Annotated in this window: 15 protein-coding genes; 4 read left to right on the top strand and 11 right to left on the bottom strand. The window is 72.3% G+C overall.

The features are described from left to right. Window positions 1–144 precede the first annotated feature (144 nt). A complete protein-coding gene (locus ACIRD7_RS17710) occupies window positions 145–741 on the bottom strand; it encodes a M48 family metallopeptidase (protein WP_403453958.1) in 597 nt (198 codons plus the stop codon). Between the two features lie 341 nt (window positions 742–1,082). Between ACIRD7_RS17710 and ACIRD7_RS17705 the strand changes: the two genes are divergently transcribed. Both ACIRD7_RS17705 and ACIRD7_RS17700 read left to right on the top strand, forming a co-directional pair. Then, a complete protein-coding gene (locus tag ACIRD7_RS17705; protein WP_403453956.1) occupies window positions 1,083–2,237 on the top strand; it encodes a TOMM precursor leader peptide-binding protein in 1,155 nt (384 codons plus the stop codon). Next, on the top strand, window positions 2,230–3,597 hold the full coding sequence (locus tag ACIRD7_RS17700) for an ABC1 kinase family protein (protein ID WP_403453955.1): 1,368 nt from the start codon (window positions 2,230–2,232) through the stop codon (window positions 3,595–3,597). The genes ACIRD7_RS17705 and ACIRD7_RS17700 overlap by 8 nt, the downstream gene beginning before the upstream one ends. A gap of 24 nt (window positions 3,598–3,621) precedes the next feature. Here the strand turns inward: ACIRD7_RS17700 and ACIRD7_RS17695 are convergent, their stop codons facing one another. The 5 genes from ACIRD7_RS17695 to ACIRD7_RS17675 form a co-directional block, all read right to left on the bottom strand. After that, window positions 3,622–3,831 (bottom strand): hypothetical protein, encoded by a 210-nt coding sequence (locus ACIRD7_RS17695; protein WP_403453953.1) that lies wholly within the window; start codon window positions 3,829–3,831, stop codon window positions 3,622–3,624. A 136-nt stretch (window positions 3,832–3,967) separates the two neighbouring features. After that, complete coding sequence (locus tag ACIRD7_RS17690; RefSeq protein WP_403453951.1) at window positions 3,968–4,291, bottom strand: hypothetical protein; 324 nt, start codon at window positions 4,289–4,291, stop codon at window positions 3,968–3,970. Beyond that, entirely contained in the window at window positions 4,288–4,656 is a 369-nt protein-coding gene (locus tag ACIRD7_RS17685) for a WhiB family transcriptional regulator (protein WP_403453950.1), read from the bottom strand. Before ACIRD7_RS17685 ends, ACIRD7_RS17690 begins: the two co-directional genes overlap by 4 nt. Before the next feature lie 175 nt (window positions 4,657–4,831). Beyond that, on the bottom strand, window positions 4,832–5,161 hold the full coding sequence (locus ACIRD7_RS17680; RefSeq protein ID WP_403453949.1) for a hypothetical protein: 330 nt from the start codon (window positions 5,159–5,161) through the stop codon (window positions 4,832–4,834). Window positions 5,162–5,326: 165 nt separating this feature from the next. Then, window positions 5,327–7,582 (bottom strand): ATP-dependent DNA helicase UvrD2, encoded by a 2,256-nt coding sequence (locus tag ACIRD7_RS17675; protein ID WP_403453948.1) that lies wholly within the window; start codon window positions 7,580–7,582, stop codon window positions 5,327–5,329. Window positions 7,583–7,710: 128 nt separating this feature from the next. Between ACIRD7_RS17675 and ACIRD7_RS17670 the strand changes: the two genes are divergently transcribed. Continuing rightward, a complete protein-coding gene (locus ACIRD7_RS17670) occupies window positions 7,711–7,953 on the top strand; it encodes a mycoredoxin (protein WP_095750180.1) in 243 nt (80 codons plus the stop codon). A gap of 93 nt (window positions 7,954–8,046) precedes the next feature. Here ACIRD7_RS17670 and nudC read toward each other — a convergent pair whose 3' ends face one another. The 5 genes from nudC to ACIRD7_RS17645 form a co-directional block, all read right to left on the bottom strand. Beyond that, window positions 8,047–8,991 (bottom strand): NAD(+) diphosphatase, encoded by a 945-nt coding sequence (gene nudC, locus ACIRD7_RS17665; RefSeq protein ID WP_403453946.1) that lies wholly within the window; start codon window positions 8,989–8,991, stop codon window positions 8,047–8,049. 159 nt (window positions 8,992–9,150) lie between these two features. Beyond that, window positions 9,151–10,554 carry a dipeptidase gene (locus tag ACIRD7_RS17660; RefSeq protein WP_403453945.1) on the bottom strand — a complete coding sequence of 468 codons (1,404 nt, stop codon included), beginning with the start codon at window positions 10,552–10,554 and terminating at the stop codon, window positions 9,151–9,153. Window positions 10,555–10,564: 10 nt separating this feature from the next. Continuing rightward, window positions 10,565–14,119: a UvrD-helicase domain-containing protein gene (locus ACIRD7_RS17655; protein ID WP_403453943.1), complete on the bottom strand. Its 3,555-nt coding sequence runs from the start codon at window positions 14,117–14,119 to the stop codon at window positions 10,565–10,567. Between the two features lie 115 nt (window positions 14,120–14,234). Next, window positions 14,235–17,726 carry an ATP-dependent helicase gene (locus tag ACIRD7_RS17650; RefSeq protein ID WP_403453941.1) on the bottom strand — a complete coding sequence of 1,164 codons (3,492 nt, stop codon included), beginning with the start codon at window positions 17,724–17,726 and terminating at the stop codon, window positions 14,235–14,237. A 255-nt stretch (window positions 17,727–17,981) separates the two neighbouring features. Next, a complete protein-coding gene (locus tag ACIRD7_RS17645) occupies window positions 17,982–18,389 on the bottom strand; it encodes an MGMT family protein (protein WP_403453939.1) in 408 nt (135 codons plus the stop codon). Window positions 18,390–18,575: 186 nt separating this feature from the next. On the opposite strand from ACIRD7_RS17645, the gene ACIRD7_RS17640 reads away from it, so the two are divergent. Then, window positions 18,576–21,371 carry a YbhN family protein gene (locus ACIRD7_RS17640; protein ID WP_403453938.1) on the top strand — a complete coding sequence of 932 codons (2,796 nt, stop codon included), beginning with the start codon at window positions 18,576–18,578 and terminating at the stop codon, window positions 21,369–21,371. Window positions 21,372–21,402 lie beyond the last annotated feature (31 nt).

The raw sequence follows: 21,402 nt of genomic DNA, 5'->3' as shown, positions 1-21,402 counted from the left end.
CAGGCTAACGGCAAACTCGGACATCGGACCAAGCCGGTACAGACCCGGTACACAACCCGCGCCCATCGAACCGGAAGCGCCCGGAAGTGCCGCCTCCGGGTGCCTCACGGACTGGGCGGGCGGACCGCCGCGGGACCGTCGGACCTATTCGCCGCGCGCGCTCGGCAGATGCGGCAACCGCTCGGCGGCGACCACGCCTTCGAGGTAGCCCTTCGCCCGCTCGGTGCGGGGATAGGCGTCCAGCAGCCGCCAGAAGCGGGGTCCGTGTCCGGGTACGAGCAGGTGCGCGAGTTCGTGCAGGAGGACGTAGTCGAGGACGTATTCGGGCATGCCCTGAAGTCGGTGCGAGAGCCGGATGCTGCCCTCGGCCGGGGTGCACGAACCCCAGCGGGTGTTCTGGTTGGTGACCCAGCGCACCGAGTTGGGCCGCGCGCGGCCGTCCAGATACTGGTCCGACAGCCGCTCGGCCCGCTCCGCCAGCTCGGTGTCCCCGATGAGCCGCTTGCTCTCCTGGGCGGCCAGCTTGTCCAGCATGACGGTGACCCAGCGCTGCTCCTCGGCCTCGGACATCCGGGCAGGGATGAGCACGACGGTGCGATCGCCTTCGCGGTACGCCGAGACGGTCCGGCGGCGCCGGGTGCTTCTGCGGACCTCGATCGCGCTCGCCCCCGTGCCGCTCGGCGGCGGGCTCGTCGTACTGCGCTGTGGCGTTCCGGCGCGGTGCAGTGGGTCGGCGGACACGCCCCGACGTTACCCGTTGCACATGGGGGAAGTCCCGACTCCGGGACGGTTCGATCCCGATCCCCCACCATGCGTTTGATTTGTACGACGAATATCCACCGCCTGTGGACAACTTTCGGCACGGGCCGCCGTGTCGGGGCATGCTGGCAGTCACCGGCGGAGCTTCGACCGAGCTCCACCGACACACGGGGATGTTCCACGACGGCTACGGGGGCCAGCTCATGCATGCGACAGATTCGGCGATTTCGGATGGTTCGCCAACTTCGGTAATTCCGCGTGCTCCTCTCCTCAAGCCCGCGCTCAAACGCGGCTGGCGCGACCTCAACACCGTGCAATACGGGATGACTCCGGCGCATGCGCTCACACTGGGCCCGATGGACACGGCGACGGGAAGCTTCCTCGATCTGCTCAACGGCACCCGCGGACTAGAGCTCCTGCGCGAGGAGGGCCGCCGCATGGACCTGCCGGACGGCCATGTCGACGGGCTGGTGCGGCGACTGGCAGGGGCCGGACTCCTGGACGACGCGCAGGGAGGCGGTCCGGCGGGCGACGCCCTGCGGCGCAAGAAGGAGGTGCTGGACCGGCTGCGCCCCGATCTGGCCTCCCTGTCCTTGACCACGTCCGAGCCGGGCGAGGCGATCACCCGCCTGACCGCCCGCCGCTCCCTCCATGTGCAGGTGAGAGGCGCCGGCCGGGTGGGCTCCATGGTGGCCGCCCTGTTGTCGGCCGCGGGGGTCGGCGAGGTCGACGTGCGTGACGTCGGCCGGGTCGAAGCATGGGACGTGTCCCCGGGCGGGCTGCCCGCGGACACGGTCGGCGATCGCAGGGACGAGGCCGCGCGCCGAGCCGCCCGCCGCTGCGCACCGGAAAGCCCACCGCGCCGCGGCCCCCACTCATCCCCCGCCCAGGAAGTCGCCGGCCACTCCCTGGTGATCATCGCGCCCCGGGACGACGTCGCCGTGCACGCGCCCTCCCCGTCCGCCGCCGAACCCCTCGTCGCTTCCGGTACGCCCCACCTTTACGCCGGCGTGGTGGAGGGAACCGGCGTGGTCGGCCCGCTCGTCCTGCCCGGCGAGACCGCCTGCGCCGGCTGCCTCCACGAGAGCCGCGCCGACCGGGACCCGGCCTGGCCCCGGCTCGTGGCACAGTGGCGCTCGGGCTCGGCAAGGGCGCGCGAGGTCCGGCCCTGCGATGTCACGCTGGCCACCACGGTCGCCGGACTGGCCGCCGCGCACGCCCTCAGCTTTCTGGACGGCCGGGTTCCGTCGAGCGCCGGTGCCCGCTGGGAAGTGTCCCTACCCGGTCTGACCTGGCACGCCCGGCCGGTTTGGGCCCATCCCGCATGCCCGTGCGGCGTCGCGGAGAAAGGTGAGGGAGAACACCCCTCCGAGGACGGGGAGTCACACGAGACAATGGCGGAGCAAGGGCCGTCGAAGGAGTCACGCCGCAGGGCAGACGCGAAGCGGTCGGCTGGGACCTGGAGGGCGCATGTCTGATCTTCCCCGCAAGGCGGTCACCCGTACCGCCAAGCTCGCCGCGCTACCGCTCGGCTTCGCCGGGCGGGCGACCTGGGGCCTCGGCAAGCGGATCGTCGGTGAGTCCGCGGAGCTCGTCGGCCGCGAATTGCAGCAGCGCACCGCCGAGCAGATGTTCAAGGTGCTCGGCGAGCTCAAGGGCGGCGCGATGAAGTTCGGCCAGGCCCTGTCCGTCTTCGAGTCGGCCCTGCCCGAGGAGATCGCCGGCCCCTACCGCGCGGCGCTGACCAAGCTCCAGGAGGCGGCGCCCCCGATGCCGACGCGCACCGTGCACTCGGTGCTGGCGGACCGGCTGGGCGAGGACTGGATGGACCTGTTCCTGGAATTCGAGGACAAGCCGTCCGCGGCCGCCTCGATCGGCCAGGTGCACCGCGGGGTGTGGCACGACGGCCGCGAGGTGGCGGTCAAGGTGCAGTACCCGGGAGCGGGCGAGGCCCTCCTGTCCGACCTGAACCAACTGAGCCGTTTTGCCCGGCTTCTGGGTCCGCTGATCCCCGGCATGGACATCAAGCCGCTGATCGCCGAGCTCAAGGACCGGGTGTCGGAGGAGCTGGACTACGGCCTGGAGGCACAGGCCCAGGAGGTGCACGCGGACGAGTTCGCCGACGACCCGGACGTCGTCGTGCCGGCGGTGGTCCATCAGTGCGAGCAGGTCCTGGTCACGGAGTGGATCGACGGCATCCCGCTCTCCGAGGTGATCTCCGACGGCACCCAGGAGCAGCGCGACCGAGCCGGCCAGTTGCTGGCCCGCTTCCTCTTCTCCGGCCCGGCACGCACGGGCCTGCTGCACGCCGACCCGCACCCGGGGAACTTCCGCCTGCTGCCGGGCGGCCCCGACGGTGAGGACGACTGGCGGCTGGGTGTCCTGGACTTCGGCACGGTCGACCGTCTCCCGGGCGGCCTGCCGACCCCGATCGGCGACTCCCTGCGGATGACTCTGGACGGCGACGCGGAAGCCGTCTACGAACTCCTCTGCGCCGAGGGCTTCGTCAAGGACACCATCGACCTGGACCCCGACGCCGTCCTCGACTACCTCCTGCCGATCATCGAACCGGCCCAGGTCGACGAGTTCACCTTCACCCGGGGCTGGATGCGCAGCCAGGCCGCCCGCGTGGCCGACCCCCGCTCCCCCGCGCACCAGCTCGGCAAGCAGCTCAACCTGCCGCCGGCCTACCTCCTGATCCACCGCGTGACCCTGAGCACGATCGGGGTGCTGTGCCAGCTGGGCGCGACGGTCCGCCTGCGCGAGGAGCTGGAGGAGTGGCTCCCGGGCTTCGTTCCGGAGGAGCCGACCGAGGAGGAGGCTGCGGCGGAGGCGTGAGCCACCGCCGCGTAGCAGCCACCTCTACCACCAGGCCGAGTCCAGCCGCCCCTCGATGGCCCTGAGGTTTTCGCGGGAGCACGTGTCGCAGATGTAGTGGCGGGTGCCGTTCTCCACGGAGAAGGTCCAGGTGGGCTGCGGGGACTGGGCCCGAGTGCCGCAGCGGGCGCACACGAGGGACTGCGGCTCTGTGGCGGAGCCGCCGTTTTCGCTGTCTCCGGAAAGACTCGTCACTCGGCGACGATACCTCCGCCCCCTCGCCATCGGCGGGCGCAACGCACCGCGGGGGCCGGTCCGTTCGCACGGACCGGCCCCCGCGGGGAGCTACTTCCTCCCTGGCCGGGAGGCGACCACCGGATGGTGGGGTCTTCTACTGCATGACCGCCATGGCGAGCGCGCGGCGAGCGCGCAGCGAGGCGCGCTCGGCGCGGCGCTGCATCCGGCGGGCGGTCGCCAGGCGCACGGCCCGTCGCTCCCGCTCCGCCTCGTGCCGGCGCTCGTGCATATGCGCACGTGCCAGGGCTTCTTGGATGAGTTGCATCTCTCGGTTCCTGTTCTGACGCGAGTCGTTCGCGCCACTGGTGGTGAGGTCTTCAGGCGCGGAGCCTGCGAGTTCGTGGGTGGACGGCTTCATCGGGGCCTGCTTCTGGGGGTCGTGCGTGAAGGGACGGTCGATCGTTCCTGCGGTGTTCATGCCGTGACCGGGTTCTTGCGCGGGCGACCACGCGGCCGCTTCCGGGCGACGACAACACCCTGGACGAACAGCTCGCCACCCCAGACGCCCCAGGGCTCACGCCGCTCCTTGGCGCCGGCGAGGCAGGCCTCCATCAGCGGGCAGGTGCGGCACAGGGACTTGGCGTACTCGACGTCCGCCGGCGACTCGGCGAAGAAGACCTCCGGGTCGTACGAACGGCAGGGGACGGGCACGCCGAGGTTCTCGATGGCGTCGTCGAGCGCGGTGAGCGCAGTGAGGGGGATCAAGGTGGGGTCCTCCGTGAGGCCGGGCTTGGGGATTGCGCCTGAAGGCGGTACTGACGGGGCGTGCGCTTCGAGTTGCACGGATCGTCTTCCTCGTCTGTTCGTTCCGGTCCGGTGGGACCGGGTGGCGGCTGGTACCGGGTGTTTCCTTGTCCCGAGGCCCCTTCGCTCCGTCGTCCCTGTTGAGGGACAAACAGAAGGGCCGCGGATCCCGGATGGGGTTCCGCGGCCCTGAAGGCGCCGGCCTGATCGGCTGTCAGGCTGGATCACTCCAGGGTTCTGGCCCACGGAAGGCCCACATCTGGTGGTGCTGCTTCGTCTGCTCCCGGTTTCCGGCACCAGTCGCCGTAAAGGCATAGGCCTGCGCCTTTGCCGTTACTGCCGCTTCCAGTGCCTTGGTCGGTCGCTCATTGCGCTCACGGACGGGAAGGCCCGCCAGAGACACGGAGGACGCCGGACGGACGGCACGAATGCCGGACAGACCGGTGCCCTGGTTCGAGGCGCCGAGCATGCACAGGGAGGCGACGACCGAGCGATCGGTCATTTTGGCGGTGCTGCTGGTGGTGCTGGCGTTGATGCTGATCACTGGACTCGCCTCCTCTCGGCGTCTAGGGGGACTGGGGTGAGCCAGTCCGACGGGTATGCAAGTAGAACACGGAATTGGGGCCTCCGAGAAGGCCTCCGTTCCCGTGGCTAAGAACCTATGGGGATTGCTGGGGCATGCGCAAACTATTTTTTCGACGAGTTCTCGTCATTCGACTTCTGCGCCCTCCTCAAGCTCCTGGCCTGCGCAGATGGCCAGCACATCGGCTCCGTAGCGGTCGAGCTTGCGCTTGAGGACGCCGGGGATGCGGGACAACTCAACCGGACTGCTCGGCTCCGCCTCGGCGATGGCCATCAGGGTCCGGTCGGTGAAGACGCAGAAGTCCGGCTGACCGCTCAGCCGCGCCTGGGTCCCGCGCCATTCGCGGAGGCGCTCGTAGAGGCCCTCGTCCATGTCGGAGGGGCAGCCCTCACACCGCATCAGTTTCATCTCACCGGCGTCGGTGAGGGTGCGCCCGCAGACACGGCAACGGGCCGGGGTGCGCTGCTTGCGCCTGGGGGCGGTTTCCGGTCTGCTCGTGAAGCCTCGCTCGACGCCTCCCGCGCCTCCGCCCGCCGTGGTGCGTCCGGTGGTCCCCGTAGAGCCGGGGCGCAGTCCGTCGAGAAATCGGCTGGGGCGGCGGTTCGGGCGACCGCCCGGTGCTCGGGTGAGTGCCCACGACACATGGAGGCGCTGCCGGGCGCGGGTGACACCGACGTAGAGGAGGCGGCGTTCCTCCTCGATCTGCTCGTCGGTCTTTGCGTAGGTGATCGGCATCATGCCCTCGGCGACGCCGACCAGGAACACGACGTCCCACTCCAGGCCCTTGGCCGAGTGCAGGGAGGCGAGGGTGACGCCCTGAACGGTGGGTGCGTGCTGGGCGTTGGCCCGCTCGTCGAGCTCCGCGACGAGGTCGGCGAGGGTGGCGCCGGGTTTGGCGGCGCCGAAGTCCTGGGCGAGGTTCACCAGGGCGGCCAGCGACTCCCAGCGCTCTCTGACGGCGCCGGAGCCGGCCGGCGGCTCGGTCGTCCAGCCCTCTCCCGACAGGACGGCACGGACCTGGGAGGGCAGGTCGACGGCGTCGTCGAGGAGGGAGTCGTTGCCGCCGAAGCGGGCGGCGCCGCGCAGGGCGATGCCCGCCTTGCGCACCTCGGGGCGGTCGAAGAACCGCTCGGCGCCGCGCAGCTGGTAGGGGACACCCGCGTCGGCGAGGGCCTGCTCGTAGGTCTCGGACTGGGAGTTCGTCCGGAACAGGATGGCGATCTCGCTGGCCGGGACACCGGCGTCCATGAGTTCGCGGATGCGGCGGGCGGCGCCCTCGGCCTCGGCGGGCTCGTCGGTGTACTCGGCGTAGACGGGCTCGGGGCCAGGGTCGCGCTGGGAGATCAGCTCCAGCCGGTGGTCGGCGGCGCGGCCCCGTGCCTGGGCGAGCAGGCCGTTGGCGAGGTGGACGACCTGCGGGGTGGAGCGGTAGTCGCGGACCAGCTTGACGACGGTGGCACCGGGGTGGCGGGTGCGGAAGTCGAGCAGGTGGTCGGGGGTTGCTCCCGTGAAGGAGTAGATCGTCTGGCTGGCGTCGCCGACCACGCACAGGTTGTCCCGGTCGCCGAGCCAGAGTTCGAGCAGGCGCTGCTGGAGGGGGCTGACGTCCTGGTACTCGTCGACCACGAAGTGCTGGTACTGCGCGCGGACCTGGTCGGCGATGTCGTGCCGGTCCTGCAGGACGGCGACGGTGAGCAGCAGGACGTCCTCGAAGTCGATGACCGAGCGGTCGCGCTTGAGGTCCTCGTAGACGTTGTAGATCTGGGCGACCTCGGCCGGGTCACGAGGGGCGTCGCGGCCCGCCTTGGCGGAGGCGAGCGGGTAGTCGGTGGGGACGGTCTGGGTGACCTTGGACCACTCGATCTCGGCGGTGACGTCCCGCAGCTCGTTCCGGTCGAGGCGGATGCGGCAGGCGGCGGCCGCGTCGGCGACGAGCTGGATCTTGCGGTCGACGAGCCGGGGCATGGAGCCGCCGATCGCTTTCGGCCAGAAGTACTGGAGCTGGCGCAGGGCGGCCGAGTGGAAGGTGCGGGCCTGGACTCCGGCGGCACCGAGCTGGCGGAGCCGGCCGCGCATCTCCCCCGCGGCGCGGTTGGTGAAGGTGACGGCGAGCACGCTGGAGGGCTGGAGGATGCCGGCCCGTACCCCGTAGGCGATGCGGTGGGTGATCGCCCGCGTCTTGCCCGTGCCGGCGCCCGCGAGTACGCACACCGGACCGCGCAGGGCGGTGGCCACCTCGCGCTGCTCGGGGTCGAGCCCTTCGAGCACCGCGTCGGCCGATTCCGGTGCCTGCGGGAAGAGGGTGGAGTGCGTTGCTGCTGTCACACGGCCATGCTGCCAGGTCGTCGGAGACAGCTGTGCCGGTTGTCCACAGGCAGGCACCGCTAGTCGTACTAATGCGGCAGGCGTCACGTGCCGCGCATACCCCGGGCGGGAATGGCCCGCCGGTCGCGTACGTTCCCCCTCTGGACGATCCGTTCCCCCCGAGCCACCTAAGGAGCGCGCGAGCCATGCAGGGCACTGTGACGATGTACAGCACCACTTGGTGCGGCTACTGCCAGCGGCTGAAGAAGCAGCTGGACCGCGAGGGCATCGCGTACACCGAGATCAACATCGAGCAGGACCCCGCGTCGGCGGCGTTCGTCGAGAAGGCGAATGGCGGAAACCAGACGGTGCCGACCGTGCTGTTCGCCGACGGTTCGACGCTGACGAACCCCTCGCTGGCTCAGGTCAAGCAGAAGGTCGGCGCGTAACCGCGGCACGCGTGCGGTTCTCGGAAGGCGGTCCCTGAGGCGCTTCAGGGGCCGCCTTCTTGTTTGCGTGTGCCCGGCGGATCATCCGTCCTGTCAGACGAAGCTTCTCGTCGGCAGCGGCTTGCCGTACCAGAGTTCGATCAGGCGGGCCGCGATCGAGATGCCGTACGGCGGCAGGACCTCGCCGGAGTCGAAGGCGGCGCGCAGTTCCTCACGGGAGAACCAGCGGGCCTCGTGGATCTCGTCGCCGTCGACCTCGACCTCCGTGGAGGTGGCGCGGGCCATGAAGCCCAGCATGAGACTGGACGGGAACGGCCAGGGCTGGCTGGCGACGTACTCGACCTGGCCGACGGTGATCCCGGCCTCCTCGAAGACCTCGCGGCGCACGGCCTGCTCGATGGACTCACCGGGCTCGACGAAGCCCGCGAGCGTGGAGAAGCGACCCTCGGGCCAGTGGACCTGGCGGCCGAGGAGGATGCGGTCGTCCTCGTCGGTGACGGCCATGATCACGGCGGGGTCGGTGCGCGGGTAGTGCTCGGCGCCGCAGGCGGGGCAGCGCCGGATGTGCCCGGCCGCGGCGATCACGGTGCGCTCGCCGCAGCGAGAGCAGAAGCGGTGGGTGCGCTGCCAGTTCTCCAGCCCGACGGCGTGCACCATCAGGCCCACGTCACGCGCCGACAGCAGCAGGCCCGCCTCGCGCAGGCCGGCCGCGCGGGCGGACTGGTCGATGCGGCCGGGCAGTGCGTCCTTCTGCAGGGCGAAGTAGCTGACGCCGTCGTCGTCGATGCCGAGGAAGTAGCGGTGCGCCTCGGTGAGCGGCGCCTCGAAGGAGGGGGTCATGACGAGTTCGGTGCGTCCGTCCGCCGTCTCGTCGATGAGGACCTGGCCGCCGGAGACCACGAAGCAGCGGGTCGTGGGGTGGCTCCATGCCGCCGCGAGCCAGGCCTCGTCGAGCCGGTGGTGGGCTGCGCGGTCGATGCCGCTCGGGGCGGTGAGCGAGATGGGTCGGTCGGCGGTGTGGTCGGTCCAGGTGGTCACGGGTGCTTCCAACTCCCCCAGTGGAACGGTGTGCTTCGGCGGGTGGTGGATCGGCGGGACGTGGGACGGGAGGCGACCTGGTGCGGCAGGGCTCGGGCGGGCGAGGCGGCGTCTCCAGTGTGCCCCGCGCGCGATGCCCCTCCGGACGGTCCCGGTGTCTCAGGGCGCATGGCGCCAGTTCGCGGCCAGGTCGCCCCACAGGTAGGCGGCGGTCTCGACGCCCTTGAGGAGCAGGTCCAGCTCGACCTTCTCGTTCGGGGCGTGCCAGCCGTCGGAGGGGACGGAGATGCCCAGGAAGAGCACCGGGGCGTCGAGGACGTCCTGGAGGTCGGCGGCGGGGCCCGAACCGCCTTCGCGCGTGAAGCGGACGGGGCCCTCGAAGGCGCGGCCCATGGCGCGTACGACGGACTGCAGGGCGGGGTGGTCCAGGGGCGTCAGGCACGGGCGCGTGGCCGCGCTGAAGGCGATCTCGCAGCGGATCCCGGCGGGCACCCGGTCGGCGGCCCAGGCGCGGACGGCCTTCTCGATGTGGTCGGGGTCCTGTCCCGCGACCAGCCGGAAGGAGAGCTTCACCATGGCGGAGGACGGGATGATCGTCTTGCTGCCGGGGCCCTGGTACCCGCCCCCGATGCCGTTGACCTCGGCGGTGGGCCGGGCCCAGATGCGCTCCAGGGTGGTGTGACCGGCCTCGCCGTGGGTGGCGTACGACTTGGCGGTGCGCAGCCACCGCTCCTCGTCGAAGGGCAGCTCGGCGAAGAGCTCGCGCTCGCGGTCGGTCAGCTCGACGACGCCGTCGTAGAAGCCGGGGATCGCCACGCGCGCGTGCTCGTCGTGCAGGGCGGCGACCAGGCGGGCGGCCGCGGTCGCGGGGTTGGGGACGGCGCCGCCGAAGGAGCCGGAGTGGATGTCCTGGTCGGGGCCGTGCAGCTGGATCTCGCACTCGGCGAGGCCGCGCATGCCGGTGCACACGGTGGGGGTGTCCTCGGACCACATGCCGGTGTCGGACACGATCACGGCGTCGGCCGCGAGCCGCTCCGCGTGCTCCTCGACCAGCGCGCGGAAGTGCGGGGAGCCGGATTCCTCCTCACCCTCGATCAGCAGCTTCAGGGTGACGGCCGGGGTGGTGCGGCCGGTGGTGGCGAGGTGGGCGCGGACGCCGAGTGTGTGGAAGAACACCTGGCCCTTGTCGTCGGCCGCCCCGCGCGCGTACAGCCGGCCGTCGCGGACGACGGGCTCGAAGGGCTCGCTGTCCCAGCCGTCCTCCAGGGCGGCAGGCTGCACGTCGTGGTGGCCGTAGACGAGGATCGTGGGTGCCTCGGGGTCGTCCGAGGGCCATTCGGCGAAGACGGCGGGCGCGCCCGGTGTGGACCAGACCTCCGCGGTCGGGAAGCCGGTCTCCTTGAGCCTCGCGGCGAGCCAGTCGGCGCTGCGGCGTACATCGGGCGCGTGGTCGGGCTGGGCCGACACGGACGGGATGCGCAGCCACTCGGCGAGGTCGTCGAGGAAGGCGGCGCGATGCTGCTCGATGTACGTACGGACAGCGCTGTCCGGGGTCTGGCTCATGGTCACGAGCCTATCGGCCCGCACCGACATCCCGATTGGGCGGTTGCTCACAGTTCACCTCGGCGACCGGCTCCCCGGCCAGCAGCCGCTCCAGCGCCGACCGGTCCGGAAGATCGTCCGGGCGTACGACCTCACCGCTGCGGACGTACAGGAACACGGCGTCGACCGACTCCAGGGGTACGCCCTGCTGCTCGGCCCAGGCCACCCGGTACAGGGCGAGCTGGAGCGGGTCGGCGGTACGCGTGCGGTTGGTCTTCCAGTCCACGATCTCGTACCGCGCCCCCTCGCCGTCGCCTTCCTTGTAGACGGCGTCTATACGGCCCCGTACGACGCGACCTGCGAGGGAGAGCTGGAAGGGGACCTCGACCCGGTACGGCGTGCGGTGGGCGTACTCGGTGCGTTCGAAGGCGTCCTTCAGGGCCTCCAGATCGCGCTCGTCGGCGATCTCGGCCTCGCCGCCCGGCAGGTCGTCCGGCTCCAGCATGGGCAGCGTCAGCGCCTCGAAGCGGGCTTCGACCCAGGCGTGGAACCGGGTGCCTCGACGTGCGGCGGGTTGTGGGGGGCGCGGCATGGGGCGCGCGAGTTCCTGCGCGAATCCGTCCGGGTCGGCGGACAGGCGCAGCAGCTGGGACGCGGTGAGCGACGCGGGCAGGGGGACGTCGGTGACGGCCGCGCGGGCGCGCAGCAGCTCCCCGGTGAGCGCGTCGAGGTCGCGGTCCCAGGAGGAGATCGTGCGCGCCTCCTCCGGAGTGAGTGCCTCCTCCGGAGTGAGCGGGGCCTCCGGAGTGAGCGGGGCCTCCGGAGTGCGGGGGTCCTGGTCCGTGGGGTGGGGTCGGGCCGGCGGTTCGCTGGACGGTTCCGGGGACGTGGCCTGGTGCGGGATGGCGGGGCGCACCGGCCGGTCGGTGGTCCAGGAGTCCCAGTCGTCGTCGCCCTCGGCGGGGGTGCCCTCGTCGGAGAAGTCCTCGGGAAGTGGTTCGTCGTCGTCCGGCGGCGGGGGCCATTCCGGGTCGTCGTACTCGTCCGGGTCGTGGGTCGCGGCCGGGTGGCCGTCGTCGTGGGTGGCGAGGTTGTCCAGGTGCGCCAGTACCGTCTCGGCGGCCGCCCGGCGCCGGGCGAGAGCGGCCTCGTCGAGGGGCAGCGGCCACACCTGGTCGGCCGTCTCCCGGTGCAGGGCCGGGTTCTCCTCGTCCTCGCCCGGCTCGTCCGCCCACTCCTCGATCTCGCCGTGCCCGGCCACGCAGTGGTCGTAGAGGGCTTGCAGGAAGTCGGAGGGGCCCCGGCGCTTCTTCTGGGTGGGGCCCCACCAGTGGCCCGAGCCGAGGAGGAGGGAGCGGGGGCGGGTGAAGGTGACGTAGCCGAGGCGCAGTTCCTCGGTGTGCTGGTGCTCCTTCATGTCCTCGTGGAAGGCCTTCAGGCCGCGCGAGTCCCAGGAGGCGATGTCGGGGAGCGTGTCGGCGTCGCCGCGCAGCTCGTGCGGGAGCACCTTGGCCTGGGCGGTCCACTTCTCGCGGCCCTGGCTGCTGGGGAAGGTGCCGGTGACGAGGCCGGGGACGGCGACGACGTCCCACTCCAGGCCCTTGGACTTGTGCGCGGTGAGCACCTTGACGGTGTTCTCGCCGCCGGGCAGGGCGTTGTCGAGGCCCTTCTCGTACTGGGCGGCCGTGCGCAGGAAGCCGAGGAAGGCCAGCAGGGACGCCTCGTTGTCACCGGCGGCGAACGAGGCGGCGATGTCGAGGAAGTTGGACAGGGTCTCGCGGCGGCGGGCGGCCAACGCGTGTGGGGAGGCCGAGAGCTCCACTTCCAGGCCGGTGACGGCGAGGACGCGGTGCAGGACGTCCATCAGCGGGTCGGACAGGGAGCGGCGCAGGTCCCGCAGCTCGGTGGCCAGGCGGGCGAACCGCACGCGCGCGTCCGGCGAGAACGGCAGCCCGTCGTCGTCCCCCTCGCCGTCCAGCGGCGTCTCCAGGAACGTGTCGAGGGCGTCCGCGAGCGAGATCACCTCGGCCGGGTCGACACCCTCCACGGCTTCGGCGAGCCGGCGGTCCGGGTCGTCGTCGCCGTCCACGCGCGCGTGGGACACCAGCAGCCGTGCGCGGCGCCCCAGCAGGGCGAGGTCGCGGGGGCCGATGCGCCAGCGCGGGCCGGTGAGCAGCCGGACCAGGGAGGCGTTGGCGCCTGGGTCCTGGAGGACCTCGCAGACGGCGACCAGATCGGCGATCTCGGGCAGATGCAGCAGCCCGGACAGGCCGACGACCTCGACGGGGATGTCCCGGGCGACCAGCGCGCCCTGGATCTCGGCGAAGTCGGTCGCCGTGCGGCAGAGCACGGCGATCTCGCCGGGCGCCGTCCCCGTGCGCACGAGATGGGCGACGGAGTCGGCGATCCAGTCCATCTCCTCGGCGTGGGTGGGCAGCAGCGCGCAGCGCACCGTGCCGTCGCGCTCGGCGCCGGGGGCCGGGCGGAGTGCCTCCACGCCCGCGTGCAGGGCGCGCAGGGGCTCCGCGAGGCCGTTGGCGAGGTCGAGGAGGCGCCCGCCGCTGCGGCGGTTCTCGCTGAGCGCCTGGCGGGTGGCGGGGCGGCCGCCGCTGTGGGCGAAGTGCTCGGGGAAGTCGTCGAGGTTGGCGACGGACGCGCCGCGCCAGCCGTAGATCGCCTGGCAGGGGTCGCCGACGGCGGTCACGGGGTGGCCGGTGCCGTCGCCGAACAGGCCCGCCAGGAGGACGCGTTGGGCGACCGAGGTGTCCTGGTACTCGTCGAGCAGGACCACGCGGAACTCCTCGCGCAGGACGCGGCCCACTTCGGGAATCCCCGCGAGCCGCGCCGAGAGCGCGATCTGGTCGCCGAAGTCGAGGAGGTCGCGGTCGCGTTTGGCGGCGCGGTAGCGGACGACCAGCTCCGCGAGTTCGCGGCGGGCCGCGGCCGCCTCGGGGACCTTGCGCAGGTCGGCGTTGGTGAGCTTGGCGCCCTGAAGGGTGAGCAGCAGCTCGGCGTCGTACGCGCGCAGGGCCTCGGGGCGTACGAGGTGCTCGGCGAGTTCGGCGTCGAGGTTGAGCAGGTCGCTGACGAGGTCGGCGAAGGAGCGGGTGAGGGCCGGGTACGGGCCCGGCGCCTCGCGCAGCACCCGCGCCGCCAGTTGGTAGCGGGTGGCGTCGGCGAGCAGGCGGGAGGTCGGTTCGAGGCCGATGCGCAGGCCGTGGTCGGTGAGCAGGCGGCCCGCGAAGGCGTGGTACGTGGAGATCACCGGCTCGCCCGGCGGATTGTCCGGGTCGATGACGTCGGGGTCGGTGACTCCGGCCTTGACGAGCGCCTTGCGGACACGTTCGGCGAGTTCACCTGCGGCCTTGTTCGTGAAGGTCAGGCCGAGGACCTGCTCGGGGGCCACCTGGCCGGTGCCGACCAGCCACACCACGCGGGCCGCCATCACCGTCGTCTTGCCCGACCCGGCTCCGGCCACGATCACCTGCGGGGCGGGCGGCGCGACGATGCACGCCGTCTGCTCCGGGGTGAACGGGATGCCGAGGAGCTCTTTGAGCTGCTCGGGATCGGAGATACGGGCGGACACAACGAAAGAGGCTAGCGGCGGGAACTGACAGTGGATGCCGGATCGGCTGCCGGGCCACGAGAAGCGCAGGTCAGCTCAAGTGGTGTGATCGATCACTCCGGTTTCTGACGAAATGTCACTCGACCACGTGCCGCCCCTCGGGCCGCGCGCTGCACGACGCCCGGAACGCGCAGTGCGTGCAGTGCTGACCCGCGCTGGGCGCGAACCGCTCGTCGAGGACCTTGCCCGCGGCCGTGGCCAGCAGGTCGCCGACCCACTCCCCCTCCGGGCCGTCCAGGGGCTCCTGCCCCTGCACCTTGGGCAGCGTCTCGCCGCCGTCCCGCTTGGCGGCACCTTGGCGCAACTGGACCAGTTCGGCCCCGCCGGGCTCGGGGCGCACGCCGTCGAAGGCCTCGTCGACGGCGCCCTCGCGCACGGCGAGCTGGTAGACGGCGAGCTGCGGGTGGCGGGCCACCTCGGCCGCGCTGGGCGCCTGCTTGCCGGTCTTGAAGTCGACGACATAGGCGCGCCCTTCGCCGTCGGCCTCGACGCGGTCCATCTGGCCGCGGATGCGCACCTCGAAGTCGCCGGCTCCCAGGGTCACGTCGAAGTCGTGCTCGCTCGCCACGGGAGTACGTCCCGCGCGGTCCATCACATGCCACTTGAGGAAGCGTTCGAGCGCCACGCGCGCGTTGTCCTTCTCCTGCGCCGACTTCCACGGCGCGTCGAAGGCCAGCGCGTTCCACACCGAGTCGAGGCGCTCCATGAGGACGGCGAGGTCGGCCGGGGTGTGTCCGGAGGCGACCTCGTCGGCCAGGACGTGCACCACGTTGCCGAAGCCCTGGGCGACGGTGGCGGGCGCGTCGGCCTTCACCTCGCGGCCCAGGAACCACTGCAGGGCGCAGGTATTGGCGAGCTGGTCCAGCGCGCTGCCGGAGAGCACGACGGGCTGGTCGCGGTTGCGCAGCGGCACCTTGGACTCGGTGGGCTCGAACATACCCCACCAGCGGTAGGGGTGCGCGGCGGGGACCAGCGGGCGGCCGTCCTCGTCGGCGAGCGCGGCGAGCCGGGCCAGCCTGCGGGCGGCGGCCTCCCTGAGGGTGTCCGACACGCGCGGGTCGACGGTCGTCGCCCTCAGTTCGGCGACGAGCGCGGCGACGGACAGCGGGCGGCGGGGGCGGCCCGTCACGTCCTTCGGTTCGACGCCGAGTTCGGTCAGGAAGCGGGAGGGCTGGTCGCCGTCGTCGGCCGGGGCCTTCACCGCGGTGACGACGAGGCGTTCACGCGCGCGCGTGGCGGCGACGTAGAACAGACGGCGCTCCTCGGCCAGCAGCGCCCCGGGGGTGAGCGGTTCGGCGAGCCCGTCGCGGCCGATGCGGTCGGCCTCCAGGAGCGAGCCGCGGCGGCGCAGGTCGGGCCACAGGCCCTCCTGGACGCCCGCGACGACGACCAGGCGCCACTCCAGACCCTTGGAGCGGTGCGCGGTCATCAGGCGCACGGCGTCGGGGCGTACGGCACGCCGCGTGAGGGTGTCGGCGGCGATGTCCTCGGCCTCTATCTCCGCCAGGAAGTTCAGCGTGCCCCGGCCACCGGTGCGCTCCTCCGCGCGGGCCGCCGTCGCGAACAGCGCGCATACGGCGTCCAGGTCGCGATCGGCGTTGCGTCCGGCGGCGCCGCCGCGGCGGGCGGTCCGCTCCAGGCGCGTGGGCCACGGGGTGCCCTCCCACAGGTCCCACAGCGCCTCCTCGGCCGTGCCGCCGCCCGCGAGGCGCTCACGGGCCTTGCGGAGCAGCGCGCCGAGACGCTGGGCGCCACGCGCGTACGTGGGGTCGTGCACCGCGAGGCGCTCCGGTTCGGCGAGCGCCCGCGCGAGCAGGTCGTCCGAGGGCGGCGGCAGGGCGTTGCCGGCGGCCCGCTCCTCCTCGCGCAGGGCGCGGCCGAGGCGGCGCAGGTCGGCGGAGTCCATGCCGGCGAGGGGGGAGGCGAGCAGGGTGAGGGCGGTCTCGGTGTCGAGCCACGTCGCGGTCGCCGCGGGTTCCTCCGGCGACTCCAGCCCCTCCGGCTCCTCCGGCTCGTCCGGCTCGTCCGGCTCGTCCGGCTCGTCCGGCTCGTCCGGCTCGTCCGGCTCGTCCGGCTCGTCCGGCTCGTCCGGCGACTCCAGCCTCTCCGGAGACTCCAGCTCCTCGGGCTCCTCCGGCTCCTCGGTGGCCGCCTCCTCCCCGGGACGGACCGAGGCCTCCGCCTCCGCCACCGCCCGCAGCGCCGTCAGCAGCGGTGCCACCGCCGGCTCGTGTCGCAGGGGCAGGTCGTCGCCGTCGATGTCCAAGGGCACCCCGGCGGCCGTGAGGGCGCGGCGCACCGTCGGGATCGTGCGTGACCCGGCCCGCACCAGGACGGCCATCTCGCCCCAGGGCACGCCGTCCTCCAGATGCGCCCGGCGCAGGATGTCGGCGATGTTGTCCAGCTCGGTGCCGGGGGTCGGGTACGTGAAGACCTCGACGCGGCCTCCGTCGCGGACCGGGGCGAGTTCCCGGTGGGCACGCACCTTCTCCGCCGGGAGCCGGGTGAGCGGCATGCGCTGGGTCAGCAGCCGGGTCGCGGCCAGCAGGGCGGCGCCGGAGCGGCGGGAGGTGCGCAGCACCTCGACGGGCGAGGGGCGGCCGTCCGCGCGCGGGAAGGCATGCGGGAACTCCAGGATTCCGTTCACGTCGGCGCCCCGGAACGCGTAGATCGACTGGTCGGGGTCGCCGAGGGCGACCAGGGTGCGGCCGCCGCCGGCGAGGGCGTGCAGCAGCCGTACCTGCGCCGGGTCGGTGTCCTGGTACTCGTCGACGTACACGGCGTCGTAGCGCGCGGCGAGCCGTTCGGCGGCCTCCGGCCGTCGGGCGAGGAGCACCGCGCGGTGGACCAGCTCGGCGTAGTCGAGCACGCCCTGCAGGTCGAGCACGTCGAGGTACTCGGCGAGGAAGGACGCCGCGGCACGCCAGTCGGGGCGGCCGATGCGGCGGGCGAAGGCGTCCAGGGCGTCGGGCCCGAGGCCGAGCTCGCGGCTGCGGGCGAGGACCGCGCGGACCTCGTCGGCGAAGCCGCGCGTGGTCAGACAGGCACGCAGGTCGTCGGGCCAGCGCACATGGGCGAGCCCGAGCCGCTCAAGGTCGGGCTGGCCCGCGAGCAGTTCCCGTACGGTCACGTCCTGCTCGGGGCCGGACAGCAGCCGCAGCGGCTCCACGAACAGGTCGTTGTCCTGGTGGGCGCGGACGAGGGCGTAGCAGAAGGAGTGGAACGTGGTGGCCTGGGGAGCGCGTGCCGCACCCATGCGCAGGGCCATGCGGTCGCGCAGCTCCACCGCCGCCTTGCGGCTGAACGTCAACACCAGGATGCGCTCGGGATCCCCGCCGCGGGCGATTCGTGCCGCCACCGACTCGACGAGCGTGGTGGTCTTGCCGGTGCCCGGACCTGCGAGGACGAGCATCGGGCCGGACTCGTGGTCAACCACGGCGCGCTGCGCGGCGTCCAGACGAGGGGGAGCCGATCGGACCGCAGGAGTACGCACCAGCCGGTAAGCGCCACGGCTCCCCTGTCGCACCTGGGGGTGCGACGGGCGCCTGGTGGAGAAAGAGGAGCTCACGTGGTTCGCCGGTCCTGGGGTGTGCTGGTGGGTCGCCCCTCGCGCGTGGAGGGCGGTGGCCGCGGGGTGAGGGGGACACGTGCAGCCGACGCTACGCCGAGGGCTGGTGCGGAAGCAGTGCTTCCGATTCATCCCTCAAGGCACTCGGGCCACGTGCGTCCCTCACCTCACGAACGTACGTCATGTCACGGACGTGCCCTGTTTCCCCCGTACGGATCACGGGTCACACAGCGGGCCGTCCGATGGCGGAAGCTGTCAGGTGTGACTCTGTGCGCGTTCGCCGCCGTCCCATCGCGCCCGCTTCATGTCGAGGCGCGGCACATGGCCCTCGGCGGCCTTGCTCGCCTCCTTCAGCGGCGTGCCCTCCGTGCGGTAGTGCTCCAGCGCTCTCAGCTCGTGGCCGGACAGCAGGACGCCGTCCGAGCGGACCACCCGCCACCACGGGACGGCTCCGCCGTAGAGAGCCATCACGCGGCCGACCTGACGGGGGCCGCCCTCCTCAAGCCACTCGGCGACGTCGCCGTAGGTCATGACGCGCCCCGGCGGGATCAGCTCGGCAACCTCCAGGACCCGCTCGGCGTACTCCGGCAGCGCGTCCGTGTGCTCCGGGCGGGCGTCGCCGTACGGCGGACGGGCGTCGTCCGGAAGGCTCTCGTCACTCATCCGCCCCATCCTGCCCCACCCCACCGACAATGTGACGTGCTCGCCACTGTGCGTATCCCTCGCCCTGGGGCGGCGCTTCGGGCAGACTGTGCGCCCCCGCATTTGCACCCTGATGCCCCCGTGTGTCGGCGGAGCATGCCACCATCGTGCGGGCGGTGACTGGTGATACGAGACCAAGAAGAGACGATGAAGCAGCAGGGTGTGCACCCGGAGGGCGCGGAGAGCACCTCTGACGCTTCGTCGCGCCCTGGCACCGCCGACCCCGGCAAGAAGGCCGCCGGCGAGGCCGACGACAGCGCGAAGCGCGAGGTCAGGAAGGACGCCGGCGCCACGGACACAGGCCGCAGGGCCGTCGAGGGGAAGGCCACCGGCGACCTCGAACTCGACGAGACCCCCGCCGACGAGGTGGAGGGCGACGAACCGCTGCTCCCCGCGCGCGTGCACCGTCCGTCCGACCTCATGCGGCTCCTCGTGGGCGTGCTCGGCATCGTGCTGCTGCTCGCGATCGCCGCGTTCGCGCACGGAACCACCTCGGGCCTGGAACAGGACATCAACAAGGGCACCGGACAGGCGCCCGACGTGTTCAGCAAGATGGCCGGGCTGGTGTCCAGCATCGCGATCCTGCTGGTGCCCGTCGCCTTCGCGATCGAGCGGCTGATCAAGCGGGACGGGCTGCGCATCGCCGACGGCGTCCTCGCGGCCGTCCTCGCCCACGGTGTGACGCTCGCCACCGACCTATGGGTCGCGCGGGCCGCCCCCGATTCCATCCGGGACGCGCTCACCCAGCCCTCCCCCGGCGACGTCGGCTCCCTCACCGACCCTGTGCACGGCTATCTCGCCCCGGTCATCGCGTACATGACGGCCGTGGGCATGTCCCGCAGACCCCGCTGGCGTGCGGTGCTGTGGGCGGTTCTGGTGCTGTACGCCTTCTCGATGCTGGTCACCGGCTACACGACGCCGTTCTCGATCATCCTGACGCTGCTGATCGGCTGGACCGTCGCCTACGGCACGCTGTACGCGGTCGGCTCGCCCAACGTCCGCCCCACGGGCCGGACGCTGATGGCGGGCCTCAGGCACGTCGGCTTCCGCCCGGTGAGCGCGGCCCGCGAGGAGGTCTCCGAGGAGAGCGGCGACCGCGGCCGGCGTTACTTCGTCACCCTGGAGGAGGGGCCCCCGCTCGATGTGACGGTGGTCGACAGGGAGCAGCAGGCCCAGGGCTTCTTCTATCGCGCGTGGCGCAATCTGACGCTGCGCGGCTTCGCCACCCGCAGCAGTCTCCAGTCGCTGCGGCAGGCGCTGGAGCAGGAGGCGCTGCTCGCCTACGCGGCCATCGCGGCCGGCGCCAACGCGCCCAAGCTGATCGCCACCTCCGAGCTCGGCCCGGACGCCGTGATGCTGGTCTACGAGCACACCGGCGGCCACACCCTGGACTCGCTGTCGGACAAGGAGATCACCGACGACCTGCTGCACGGCACCTGGCGCCAGGTCAAGGCGTTGCAGTCGCGGCGCATCGCGCACCGCAGGCTGGTGGGTGACGCGATTCTGGTGGATCGTTCCGGCAAGGTGATCATCACCGACCTGCGCATCGGCGAGATCGCCGCCAACACTCTGCTGCTGCGGATGGACATCTCCCAGCTGCTGGTGACCCTCGGACTGCGGGTCGGCGCCGAGCGCGCGGTGGCCTCGGCGGTGAGCGTGCTCGGCCCCGACGCCGTGGCCGACTGCCTGCCGATGCTCCAGCCCATCGCGCTGAGCCGCTCCACGCGCGCGACGCTGCGCAGACTCGCGCGCGAGCGGGCCCAGCGCGAACGCGACGCGGTGCTGGAGGCGTCCCGGCACGCGAAGCACGCACGCAGCGAGGAGGCCGCCGAGGACTCCGGCGCCGTACTCGACAAGCCGGACAAGAAGACCGTACGGGCGCAGGCGCGGGCCGAGAAGCGGGCCATCGACGATGCGCTCGAGGAGGCCCGCGAGGAGGATCTGCTCACGCTGATCCGCCACGAGGTGCTGCTGATCAGGCCGCAGGCCCCGGTCGAGCCGGCCCGTCTGGAGCGGGTGCGACCGCGCACCCTGATCAGCTTCATCGCCGGTGCCATCGGCGCGTACTTCCTGCTGACGCAGCTCACGCACATCGAGTTCGGCCCGCTCGTCGCCAACGCGCAGTGGGGCTGGGTGGCCGCGGCAGTGCTGTTCTCGGCGGCCAGCTACGTGGCGGCGGCCATGGCGCTGCTGGGGTTCGTGCCCGAGCGGGTGCCGTTCCGGCGGACCGTGGCGGCGCAGGTCGCCGGGTCGTTCGTGAAGATCGTCGCGCCGGCCGCGGTCGGTGGAGTGGCTCTGAACACGCGCTTCCTCCAGCGCTCGGGAGTGCGGCCGGGGCTCGCGGTGGCGAGCGTGGGCGCGTCGCAGCTGTTCGGGCTCGGCTGCCACATCCTGATGCTGCTCTCCTTCGGCTATCTGACCGGCACCGAGAAGACGCCGTCGCTGTCGCCGTCCCGGACGGTCATCGCGGGCCTGCTGACGGTGGCGGTGCTGGTGCTCGTGGTGACGTCGGTGCCGTTCCTGCGGAAGTTCGTCGTCACGCGCGTGAGGTCGCTGTTCGCCGGTGTCGTGCCGCGCATGCTGGACGTGCTCCAGCGGCCCCAGAAGCTGGTCACCGGCATCGGCGGCATGCTGCTGCTGACCGCCTGCTTCGTGATGTGCCTGGACGCGTCGATCCGGGCGTTCGGCAGCGAGGGCACCTCGATCAGCATCGCCAGCGTGGCCGTCGTCTTCCTGGCGGGCAACGCGCTCGGCTCCGCGGCCCCCACCCCGGGCGGTGTGGGTGCCGTCGAGGCGACCCTGACCGTCGGTCTGATCGCCGTCGGCCTGCCGAGTGAGGTCGCCGCGCCCTCGGTGCTGCTGTTCCGGCTGCTCACGCTGTGGCTGCCGGTGCTGCCGGGCTGGCTGGCCTTCAACCACCTGACCCGTAAGGGCGCCCTGTAGCGCGAGAGGGCGAACGGCGGACCCCGCCCGC

Origin of the sequence: Streptomyces sp. NPDC093568 (genome assembly GCF_044764945.1) — a bacterium.
Taxonomy (GTDB): domain Bacteria; phylum Actinomycetota; class Actinomycetes; order Streptomycetales; family Streptomycetaceae; genus Streptomyces.
Note: the sequence above shows the minus strand (reverse complement) of the source record. Positions and strands in the feature narration are given on the sequence as shown.

Bases quoted from the DNA above. Each gene is read 5' to 3' on its own strand.
- ACIRD7_RS17705 (WP_403453956.1), top strand. From the start codon at position 1,083: ATGACTCCGGCGCATGCGCTCACACTGGGCCCGATGGACACGGCGACG.
- ACIRD7_RS17700 (WP_403453955.1), top strand. From the start codon at position 2,230: ATGTCTGATCTTCCCCGCAAGGCGGTCACCCGTACCGCCAAGCTCGCC.
- ACIRD7_RS17690 (WP_403453951.1), bottom strand. From the start codon at position 4,291: ATGAACACCGCAGGAACGATCGACCGTCCCTTCACGCACGACCCCCAG.
- ACIRD7_RS17670 (WP_095750180.1), top strand. From the start codon at position 7,711: ATGCAGGGCACTGTGACGATGTACAGCACCACTTGGTGCGGCTACTGC.
- ACIRD7_RS17660 (WP_403453945.1), bottom strand. From the start codon at position 10,554: ATGAGCCAGACCCCGGACAGCGCTGTCCGTACGTACATCGAGCAGCAT.
- ACIRD7_RS17645 (WP_403453939.1), bottom strand. From the start codon at position 18,389: ATGAGTGACGAGAGCCTTCCGGACGACGCCCGTCCGCCGTACGGCGAC.
- ACIRD7_RS17640 (WP_403453938.1), top strand. From the start codon at position 18,576: ATGAAGCAGCAGGGTGTGCACCCGGAGGGCGCGGAGAGCACCTCTGAC.